The organism is Caballeronia sp. EK, assembly GCF_014384845.1.
GTDB lineage: Bacteria > Pseudomonadota > Gammaproteobacteria > Burkholderiales > Burkholderiaceae > Caballeronia > Caballeronia jiangsuensis.
In genome coordinates, this window is sequence record NZ_JACSUE010000043.1 from 1 (window position 1) to 11113 (window position 11113).

The window sequence follows — 11113 nt, forward strand, 5'->3', positions numbered from 1 at the left end:
TTCAGTTGCTTGTTCACAATCTCGCCCGTGCCGGCATCCACCCAGTGAAGCTGGAAGACGTTCTTCGCGATGTCCACCCCGACCGTCGTATACTTCATTTCGGACCCTCCGGTTAGCCTGTGAGGACCTCAATGATCTTCCATTTGGGCACTTTGATGCCGTCGGCCCGTGAGGGTCCACCTCCTCGGCGTCACCCACCTGGTAGGTGGGGGCGTTCATTCCATTTGTCGTTCTGTAGGGATCCGACACTTGCCGACGCGATCCTCGACCGGCTGGTCCACAATGCACACCGGCTCACGCTCGCGGGCGAATCGATGCGCAAACGCCGCAATAGTTTGACCGACAAACAGGAGTCAGCGTAAAAGCAATTCAAGCCCGCGTCGCTACGCGCAACCTGGTCGTCTTCGCGTGGAATGAGTGGTCGCCTTCGCGTGGAATCGCCGGTCTTCTTCCGTGGAATACGCAACCAGGCGTTGCACGATCGCCAGCCGCCGCCCGGGCTCATTCATCATTCCAACCACGGGTCGCAATATCTCGGCATTCGGTACACCGAACGGATGGTGGATGCTGGCGTTGAGCCATCAGTCCGAACAGTCGGCGACTCTTACGACAACGCTCTGGCCGAAACGATCAACGGCTTGTATAAGGCCGAAGATGTGCATCGGCGTTCATGGCGCACGCTCCAGGATGTCGAACCCGCCACGCTCGAATGGGTGCACTGGTACAACCACCATCGGTTGCTCGGCCCGCTCGGGTACGTGTCGCAGGCGGAAGCAGAGGAAGCTTACAATCACAATCTGGTGCTCTCCGCTCGCGCGGCGCAGCGCCAAACTCGGCGGTCTCCGACAAACCCGGCGCGGTTCAATGATTTTAACGACACAGTAAGATCAGAGGTCAACGTTCACTGCTTTGCGACGAACGCTACACGGAAGGAGTGCGTAGTTGCTAGAGTGCCTTCCTGGGGTACGAATCTAACGGGAGGCGCCGACTGCCTGGGCGTGTCCGCGACTGGGGACATCGCTCGCAGGGCTCACACTCCAGGCTTAGGAGAACGCGTACCAGCTTCACGAGTGGATACGAGCGGTTTCACAAACGCTGTCTGTAAAGAGCACGCGTCTCTTCAGGCAGACCGTCGACCTGTTCAGCGAGCACAGAGAGCAGTCGGCTTCGCCCCGTCACGTCGAGTTGATCTGCAGCCGTCAGCAAGGAATCAAAGCTAGCCGGTCGGGTTTTTGCAGGTAACCAATCGATCTGGTCGGCAAGCTCGGCAAGAGGTTCGCTTCGGTCGACCTTGATCAGGTGTTCAACAGCCGCCAAGACCCGGTGGAATGCAGTATGCATCGTTCGTTCCGGCAAAAATGTGATCGGTACAGCGAGAGCAATCAAGATCTGGCCCCGGTCGGTCACGTTGAGCTGATACACCTCCGTCAACACACTATCGAAGGCAACTTGCCGGGCCGTTTCAGGCAACCATTGAATAGAATGGACGAGGGCAGCAAGAGGTTCGCTTCGGTCGGTCAGGTCAAGTCGATCAACGGCCATCAACACACGGGCGAAGGCGGCCCCTTGTGTCTTGCCAGGCAACGACGTGATTTGTTCTGCGAACGCAATTAGCAAGTTGGGGTTGGCCAGCTTAAATTGATCCATGGCGGTCAGTACACGACCGAAGGCGGCCATCCGGGTCTCACTTTCATGCAGAAGAGCAATCTGATCAACGAGCGCTCCCAGGGCGACGCTCCAGTCGACCGCCTCGAGTTGCTCCACAGCAGCCAGCATTCGATCGAAGGCGTTTTGCTGCGTCTCTTCAGGTAAGTGGTAAATCTTTTCGGCCAGTGCGGTAAAGTGTTCGCATCGGTCGACGACGTTGAGCTGATTTACAGCAGCAAGCACAGCATTAAAGGCGGCTGCCCGCGCATCTCCAGGCATCCAAACAATCAGGTCTATTAGTGGCCCCAGGTTTCGGCTCCGGTCGTCCAGTCTGACTTGATTCACAGCGATCACCACCCTATCGAAAGCTACCCGCTGCGTCCCTTCGGGCAAGCCTAGGATGGCATGGGCAAGGGTAGTCAGGGGCTGTACTCGGTCGCTTGCGTCGAGTCGATACACGGCGGTCAACGTACTATCGAACGCAGACTCCCGATTCTCTTTAGGCAGCTCCCGGACCTTTTCGGCAAGCGCGACCAGAGGCTCGCGCCGATACCCGCTCAGCAAGTTGTTAATGTCTTTCAGAACTTCCAAGGCCGCATTGTAACCCTCCAACTTCGCAGCTCTCTTTGTCAGCTTTTTGGCCTGGGCCACTTCGGAGCCGTGGTGCCCGGACAGCGCTTGATTGACACGGCCCATGACCCGTAGATCCTCACTACTGAGGTAGCCCTTGATGTGCCGCAAGATTTCGCTGGGCATCTGGCTCTGCGACATCGTGGTCTCTTGTGCGCTTTCACTATGGTGCAGTTTGAGCCTCTCCATAGCGGCCTCGATTCTCGAATCAGAAGCGTCTGGATCAAGACTGCGTGCATCACAGAGTGCTGCGGTGACCAGCGACGATGATGTAGCCCACTCGTTTGCGCCATTAAACGCTCTAAGCTCGTGTTCGGATTCTGGTGCCTCGAAAGTCAGGTTCAGCAACATGTCTAACCGCTTGTCATCGAGATCAAGGTGATATAAGTGCATTGCGTGACCAAGGTCATCGCTAAACTCCTTCAGACAGAACTCTCTTATTCCATCCAAAGAGAGAAGTGATACCATTATAACCTGCGCAATTTTGCGATCCCGCGACGTCAATCCGTTGACGCCCTTGTGCCCCTGAGTCTCTGCTTGCTTGGATAGCACAATAATAGCGATTTGCCTCAACGCCGCTTCCTTTGAATTGTTGATGAATAGATGAGCTCCGAAAGCGTCCCGAATATAATCGTAGACGCTGTTGCAGGCGTACTCAATGGAAGCGGGACTACTGAAATTGACAGACTGCAGCGTGTTGTCTATGCGAGAGGAGAGCACAGAAGGACAGTCGAAACTTGCGAGTCTGAGACTTTTCGTTATTATGTCGCACATTGTAAATTTTCGGCGTGAAAGACATTTCGAGAATAGGCTCGATTTTCGAAACGTTCTTCAGATAAGTGGCTGTTCTTTTCGAAAGCACGGCAGTCAATGACTGCGTGGCAGGAGGTAAACACGGTGTTGAATTTGATCGATGCCCCTCGGTCTCTTCCAGAGGCCTCACGGATCCTATTGTTAATTTCGTCTCCTGGCGTAACATGCCCATTTGGGAGCGTGTGTGCCACCCAAACGGAAAACTACCGTCAATTCGTCAGGCTACCAAGGTTCCAGACGAACTAGTCGTTCAGTGTGCCGACAGCCGATACCGTACAGGTTGCCTCGAGCGCCGGGCGCAAACTGGGGATGTCGGCTGTGCTATTCCAATGGTGGCGAGCGGCCACGCGAATTTGAGCGCGCAGCGCAATGGCAGCTCCCTGCCCACTCGCCCCCTACGAACGAACACCGGTTTTACCGACCACGATGACGCGATCCGCGCGATCTATGCGCGCGGTGTCACAGGGCGTGCGTAACCGTGACAGCAGAAATGGAAAAGAATGCGGATTCGACAGGCGTTTAGATTGTAAGCGCGCAGAAATTGATGTAGGGAACTCTTTGATCTGAGCACGCAGGCTATGTCCACTGTTTTCGAACCAGTGGACACCTTTTATGACAGAAGATCACTCAGAAACGACCGGCTGAAGGTCGTCACCGTTGGTCGGGACGGCGAGCGCAGATATGACCGCAAACCAAACAGAGGTTGGTCGAAAGGTGTCTTGAGCCGAGTGTTCCGGTTTCAACTCTCTCGCCAGAACGCTTCGCCCTGGCGAGGGCAAAGCGCGCGCATTCGCACAGAAGCACGGCCCACCGCGTCGTCGTCCATCTCATCACTCCAATGACTACGATGGCCAAACCTTCGTCATGCACGCGGACAATCAAGACAGGTTGCGCTGAACGACCGGTGTCCGCGCAACTCGCGAGTCTTTCCGGCAAATCTGCGTGACTACGGCACATACATCTCGACCGAACTACCCGCACCGCTTCCCCCCGCGACCAGCACCTTGCCTGCATTCGGGCCGATTTTCAGCTCGGTGGCAGTGTGATACTGCCGCCGCTGGTTCATGCTTCCGGTTGTTGACCAAGAGCCCCCTACGGGATCGTATAGCTCGGCGGAACTGCCGCCTGCTGCTCCTCCCGCGACCAGCACTTTGCCTGCGTTCGGGCCGGTTGTCAGCTCGGTGGCAGTGAAAAGATACCGCCCCAAGCTCATGCTGCCGGTTGGCGACCAGGTGCCCGCTACGGGGTCGTACAGCTCGGCGGAATTCCGGTAACCGTTGGTGGATCCACCCGCGACCAGCACCTTGCCCGCATTCGGGCCGGTTGTCAACACAGTGGCGGTATGACCCGCCCGCGCCTCATTCATGCTGCCGGTTGGCGACCAGGTTCCAGTTGTGGGGTCGTACAGCTCGGCGGAATTCCGGTAACCGTTGGTGGATCCACCCGCGACCAGCACTTTGCCCGCATTCGGGCCGACTGTCAGCTCGGTGGCAGTGAAAAGATACCGCCCCAAGCCCATGCTGCCGGTTGGCGACCAGGTGCCCGCTACGGGGTCGTACAGCTCGGCGGAATTCAGGTAACCGTCGGTGTATCCACCCGCGACCAGCACCTTGCCCGCGTTCGGGCCGGTTGACAAAACAGTGGCGGCATGCGCCGCCCGCATCTGATTCATGCTGCCGGTTTTCGACCATGTTCCGGTTGCCGAGTCGTACAACTCGGCGGAATCCAGGTCACCGTTGCCGGCCCCGCCCGCGACCAGTACCTTACCCGCATTAGGACCGACTGTCAGCACGGAGGCAGTGAAAAAGTCCCGCGCCTGTTTCATGCTGCCGGTTGGCGACCAGGTGCCTGCTATGGGATCGTATAGCTCGGCGGAATTCTTCAGGTTGTCCCCCCCAGTGACCAGCACCTTGCCCGCGTTCGGGCCACTTGCCAGCACAGTTGCGGTGTGAGCAATCCGCGTCCGGCTCATACTGTCACCGGGCAACCAGATTCCCGACGGACCAGACTGCACCGCGATCTCTACCGCTGTGGAAACGCGGCCGGCGCTGTTGCTGCCGGTAAGTGTATAGACGGCGCTGGCTTGCGCGTTTTCTGGTGTGCCGCTGATGATGCCGGTCAGCACATCCATGCCCAAGCCAGCCGGCAACGCGGGCGATACCGTGTACCGTGTGACGTCCCCCCCCGTGGTCTGCAGCACGTTCTCCACGACTGGCTGTCCGACCGTGTATACCGGCTCCGGATCTGAATACGTCAGGCTCGCCGGCGGCATGACCCGCGCCTGCACGGCGATGTTTAGAATTGTGGATATGCCGCCCGCGCTGTTGCCGCCCGTGACCGTATACTCCGTCGCCGCACTCACCGCTGTGGGCATGCCGCTGATTACGCCAGTCTGCGCATTGAGGACTAGCCCGGCAGGTAGCGCAGGCGTCACGCCATATTGCGTGATCGCACCGCCCGAAGTCACCGGGGCATTCGGAACGATTGTCATTGCGGCGGCGTAAATGATCGGATTGTCCGGATAGCTGAGGGCGTCCGGCGCAATGGCCTTGTCCTTGACTTCGATCTGCAGACGGGCCGTAGCACTGCCAGCGCTATTGCTGCCAGTTACAGTATAGAGCGTGGCAGGAGTGACTGCGGAAGGAGTGCCAGAGATCACACCGGTCTGCGGGTTTAGGACGAGCCCGGCAGGCAGCGCAGGCGAGACGCTGTACTGAGTGATGGCTACAGCGCTAGCGGCCGGTGTACTCGGAATGATCTCTAATCCCAGTACATACACAACCGACGCACCGCTATAGTACAGTCCGTTCGGCGGAGCCACCGCGACGCCACCAGCGCCACTGCCGCCGCATGCCGCAACCAATGTGACCAGCAAAGACAGCAAGACTGTGATAGATCGTTTTATGAGTTCACACATCGTTTTCACCCGTATTGGCTTTTTACCTTCCCATTTTCCGCATTGCGTCGCGCGGATTGCGTTCCGCGTACGCGGGATTCACGCATCCTACGTTTCGCGCATCCAAAGACACTTTCCAACGACTCATGAAACGTAGTTCGCCAATACCTGAAGCGAAAGCCGCAACACATCTGCAGCTTTAGCACATCCACATCACGAGCAGACTCGATTTGCGCGTTTAGTGTGCTTGACTTTGCGAACAGAATCTTTCACAAAGATTCCTGAACTGTACTAAACCGCCGACGCGGCAGTAGTGGGAGGTGGGCACAGTGGTTTTGGGCTTTGTCGCAGTAAGGTCGGGTATCATGCCCGACAAATGCTTAGTCCGACCTGCAAAATTCGATTTCCATCACCGACGTTTTCCCGCGATTGACCGAGTGCTGCGTATTTCGGGGAGGTCGAACGGGCGTTTCGGCGAAGCCGAACAGGCTGGAGGGCGGTACTGCGTAGTGCGTGGATTGTAGCGCGAAAGTTCGGAATCCCATCTCGGGATGCGGCCGGTTGGTCAGCAGGTGATTGACGATGGTCTCAGCGCCGGGACCGATCGAGGTTCCCCAGTTCAGAAGGCGACCGGACCTCCATTCCATGTGGGCACGATGGGCCGCCGGCATGAGCTCAGGCAGCGTCGTATGCTTGCCCTTGAGGCGACTGCGCGCGTGGGCGGCGAGCCGGCATCGTGAATATCTCCCAAAGGGAACTACCTTAACGTCGACGGATTGATCCATACGCAGTACCGCCAACCTGAAACTGACGATCCGCTTCGCTTTGCCGAACGCTCGTTTCAGGAATCCGAACAGGCATTTCGGCAAACCGAACAGCCGTTTCGGAACATCAACGTTCTTGTTCGGCTTCAACCGAAAATCCTATTCGGCTTCGCCGAAATACGCAGAGTCCCGTCGTACTTTGCCAACTCAGGCAGTGGCGGGAGGTGCGAGCGAGGGTTCGCGAAGTACGCCGCAGCTTTTTCCAATATGTCGCGCTCCATCTTCACGCGCGCCAACTCCGCCCGCAGCCGGGCAATCTCCATCTGTTCGGGCGAAACCTGTTTGCCTGCCCCGTTCAGCTTGCCAGCGCTATCGGCCTTTACCCAGTGGTGCAGCGTCTTCGGACTGATGCTCAGTATTTTTGCTACGGCCGCCATGCTCTGGCGGCCACGCACCATGCGCACGGCTTCGATCATGAATTCCTGCGTATACCGTGCTCTCGGAATACCCATCCTTGTTTCCTCCTTGCATGAGTTTTACACACTCAGCAAGGGATCCCTTTTTTGCAGGCAAGCTCAAGAAGCTAGCGCCATGCATGATATTTTCGAAGCGACTAAACGAAAACGGCGAAATATTGATCGATGGCTGAGCGCGGAGCGAGAAGCGGTGTACCGCGAGGCAGTCTCCCAGGCGCAAAAGCATGGATTGCGCGTTCCGACGATGGACGAGGTAGTGAGCGCAGAAAGGTATGCGGCAGGATCTATCGACTATGGAGCGAAGTGGGTCAACTGCCTCGTGGCGGAATTGCGTAGATCGTCAAGGCCCGACGAGAAAGCCTTCAGCAGAGCTTAGCTGCGCGCAGGTGCTTGCGTGAGCAAGACAATCAAACATTTTGATGCAAATGACCTTAATGACGCTTCGCGATGGTAAGTATCTTGCGACATGCAAGGCGCGTAATGCATTGGCAGCCGCGGTGAACGGCCACGGCCCTGTATTCCGACGCGCTAACTGCAAGATTGCGAACGGCTTCGCGATATTCGTCCGAGAAGGTAAGGAGGTATAGAGCTGTAACGCCGCTTATGCCGAAGCTAATTTTCGGCTTGAATCGCAGGACTGATCCGAGTCAGTATGCGAAGGCATCACGTGTGCAGCATGCGGCGGTGACGGTTAAAGGCCGGTTGCTCGGTCGCGATTCATCCAGGGCGAAAGCTTCATCAAAGCAATATTTCGATACGGCACATAATTGACATAACGAAAGTTATCAATGTTTTGATTGTAGCGGCCATATCCTAATGTCGTGTTCTGGCTATTTACAGATGTCGGGTTTTAACCGGTGGCAAGCTGGCAGCCGATCGTCCAGCGGGAGCCCAGTCATGTCACCGAACCCACCTGTGAGCTTGACCATGCGCGAATGGGACAAACTGAAGGTTATCGAGGCGGTAGTCCAGACGGGTTTGAAGCCCAGACGCGCGGCTGAGCGCTTGGGCCTGTCGGTACGCCAGATCGAGCGGCTGGTGGTGCGCTATCGTGAGCACGGAGTGCAAGGCGTGGCGTGGGGCAAGCGCGGCCGACCGGGCAATCGCAAGCTCGACGATGCCTTGGCGCGGCGCGCCGTGAGTATTATCCGAGAGCGCTACGCCGACTTCGGCCCGACTTTGGCGCGCGAGAAGCTCGAGGAATGCCACGGCATTCGGCTGGCCAAGGAAACGGTGCGGCATCTGATGACGGACGCGGGTCTGTGGGTGCCACGCCGGCAACGCCCACCGAAGGTCTATCAGCCGCGCGCCCGGCGTTCGTGTCTGGGTGAGTTGATCCAGATCGACGGCTGCGAGCATCGCTGGTTCGAGGAGCGTGCGCCGCAATGCACGCTGCTGGTGTACGTCGACGACGCCACCAGCCGGCTGATGCTGCTGCATTTCACGCGCAGCGAATCGACCTTCAGCTATTTCGAGGCCACGCGTGCCTACATCGAGCGCTTCGGCAAGCCAGGCGCGTTCTACAGCGACAAGGCCACGGTGTTTCGCAACGCAACCGCAGGCAAGACGGGCCACAGCATCACGCAATTCGGTCGCGCGATGTTCGAGTTGAACATCGACACCTTCTGCGCCAACTCGAGCCCGGCCAAGGGGCGCGTGGAACGCGCGCATCTGACCTTGCAGGATCGTCTGGTCAAGGAGCTACGCCTGCGCGGCATCAGCACTCTGGAGCAAGCCAACGCGTATGCGCCCTGTTTCATGGCCGACTACAACGCGCGCTTTGCCAAGCCACCGCGAAGCGACTATGACGCGCATCGTTCGCTGCGCACCGACGAGAGTCTGGAACGGGCGCTGACGTGGCGCGAAGCGCGACGGGTCACCAAGACGCTCACCGTGCAGTACGACCGCGTGCTGTATCTGCTGGACGATACCGACGCAAACCGCGCGCTGATCCACCGTGACATCGAGGTGTGGGAGTATCCCGACGGGCGCACGCAGTTGCGGGCCGGCGAGCGGGCGCTGGTATGCCGGCAGTACGACCGTCTCACCAGGTCGATCCGGGCGCGATCGTTGAGTGCAAGCGTCTCGCGCACGTGCTTGAGTTGGCGCAGACGGTGCAGGCTCAGCGCGACAACCGCAGCATCGGCACGGCGCCCTCGCGCACGCATCGCGGCGCGGAGGTACGCACGCCACGCCGCGCATCCGGCACGAAAAAACAGCGCGAGCTCACGCAACAGGACCTGGAGGCAACGATGAAGGCGCTGCATGAACACAAACGCGGTGCCGCGTCAGTAAAAGACAGCTCAGCGGTCAATAAACGGTGAAGTCCATGCACCCGCGCCCTGCCCGTTCAACCCGCTTTCTTCAACACTGCGTGAGAGCAAAATGCTTGGATCGATACGACATCTGTATTTAGCCCGTACCCCGACATTTCAATCTGGCCGTGACATTGATTGTCAGAGCTTTTTAGATGGAATGGTCGCCTCCCGCCTTAACGGTCAGCCGTCGCCCGAGCTCCGTTGACCGGAGCGTGGGACATTGCTGGTTCGGCATGTCCGCCGCAAAGGAGAATCAGATGGAATCCTCGACCATTGCCATCGATCTGGCCAAGCGCGTCTTCCAGATTCACTACGTCGATACTGAGACCGGCGCGATATACAGCAAGGCGCTTAAACGTACGCAACTCGTGCCGTTCTTCACGAACCGGCCGGCATGCCGGGTTGTCATGGAAGCCTGCGGCAGCGCGCATCATTGGGCCCGAACTCTGGCACGACTCGGCCACGATGTGCGCCTGATAGCGGCTCAGTTCGTACGTCCGTTCGTGAAGTCGAACAAGAACGACGCGGCTGATGCCGCCGCAATCTGGGAGGCTGCCCAGCGCCCTGGCATGCGTTTCGTCGCGGTCAAGACCGAAGATCAGCAGGCCATGCTTGCGCTGCACCGGGTCCGTCAGCAACTCGTCCGAATTCGCGTCATGCAGATCAATCAGCTTCGCGGATTGCTCTACGAATTCGGCATCGTACTGCCACAAGGCCGTCGCCCATCGATTGAGGCTGCAAAAGCGGCTCTAGCGTCATTAGCTGACCAGCTTCCGGTCATGCTGACGGACAGTCTGCAAGATCAACTCTCGCGGCTTCGCATCCTCGACGAGCAGATCGAACTGCTCGAACGTCGCATTCAGGAATGGCGGCGCAACGACGAAGCATGTCGTCGCATCTCCGAAATTCCCGGCGTCGGTGTTCTTACTGCGACCGCTGCAGTATCCGCGATTGGACAGGCGAAGTCGTTCCGCTCCGGGCGAGAGTTCGCTGCTTATCTCGGTTTGGTGCCGCGACAGAATAGCTCCGGAGGCAAACCGAAGCTTGGAGGCATCAGCAAACGTGGTGACGTGTATCTTCGAACGCTGCTGATTCACGGTGCTCGAGCGGTGATTTCAAGCTCAAAGCATTTGCCGGAGCGATTGCGGCTGTTGTTGGCTCGACGGCCAACGAACGTCGTTGCCGTCGCACTCGCCAATAAGATGGCACGCACGATTTGGGCTCTCCTAGCCTATGGACGAACGTATCAAGCCCCACCCATGCCGTAACGCAAGCTACGCAGATTCGAACCCATCCACGGTTGCACAGGTAGATTGAACGATGGTAAGACAGGTTGGACCGCGCAAAGGCAAGCCTGAGACATTACTCGGACATCAAGTCCGCTTTTTAGATTAGGACCTTTGCGGCGAAATCCATCGGGGCCGGCGGGCACGCCCGCGATCGAGTCTGATGGTATGGACTCCCGCCCCCTCCGGGGCGCACACTTCCGAAGCCACTTTTGGGAGACTCGAGATGCCTGCGCTTACCATCGGCCTTGATATTGCGAAGAACGTATTCCAAGTTTATGGC

General features: G+C 58.1%; 3 protein-coding genes and 5 pseudogenes. 4 read left to right on the top strand and 4 right to left on the bottom strand.

Going from position 1 to position 11113, the window contains the following annotated elements:
- Positions 1-239 precede the first annotated feature (239 nt).
- Positions 240-362: pseudogene (locus tag IAG25_RS40375) on the top strand (ATP-binding protein); the annotation flags it as partial.
- 105 nt (positions 363-467) lie between these two features.
- Positions 468-821 (top strand): annotated as a pseudogene (locus tag IAG25_RS40380) (integrase core domain-containing protein); the annotation flags it as partial.
- 265 nt (positions 822-1086) lie between these two features.
- Here the strand turns inward: IAG25_RS40380 and IAG25_RS40385 are convergent.
- The 4 genes and pseudogenes from IAG25_RS40385 to IAG25_RS40400 all read right to left on the bottom strand — a co-directional run.
- On the bottom strand, positions 1087-2997 hold the full coding sequence (locus IAG25_RS40385; RefSeq protein WP_187609811.1) for a hypothetical protein: 1911 nt from the start codon (positions 2995-2997) through the stop codon (positions 1087-1089).
- A gap of 1039 nt (positions 2998-4036) precedes the next feature.
- On the bottom strand, positions 4037-6007 hold the full coding sequence (locus IAG25_RS40390; RefSeq protein WP_187609812.1) for a kelch repeat-containing protein: 1971 nt from the start codon (positions 6005-6007) through the stop codon (positions 4037-4039).
- A 512-nt stretch (positions 6008-6519) separates the two neighbouring features.
- Positions 6520-6717 (bottom strand): annotated as a pseudogene (locus IAG25_RS40395) (IS21 family transposase); the annotation flags it as partial.
- Positions 6718-7004: 287 nt separating this feature from the next.
- Positions 7005-7262, bottom strand: a pseudogene (locus IAG25_RS40400) (transposase); the annotation flags it as partial.
- Positions 7263-8123: 861 nt separating this feature from the next.
- Between IAG25_RS40400 and IAG25_RS40405 the strand changes: the two are divergent.
- Both IAG25_RS40405 and IAG25_RS40410 read left to right on the top strand, forming a co-directional pair.
- Positions 8124-9550 (top strand): annotated as a pseudogene (locus IAG25_RS40405) (ISNCY family transposase).
- Positions 9551-9801: 251 nt separating this feature from the next.
- On the top strand, positions 9802-10812 hold the full coding sequence (locus IAG25_RS40410; protein WP_187609813.1) for an IS110 family transposase: 1011 nt from the start codon (positions 9802-9804) through the stop codon (positions 10810-10812).
- Positions 10813-11113 lie beyond the last annotated feature (301 nt).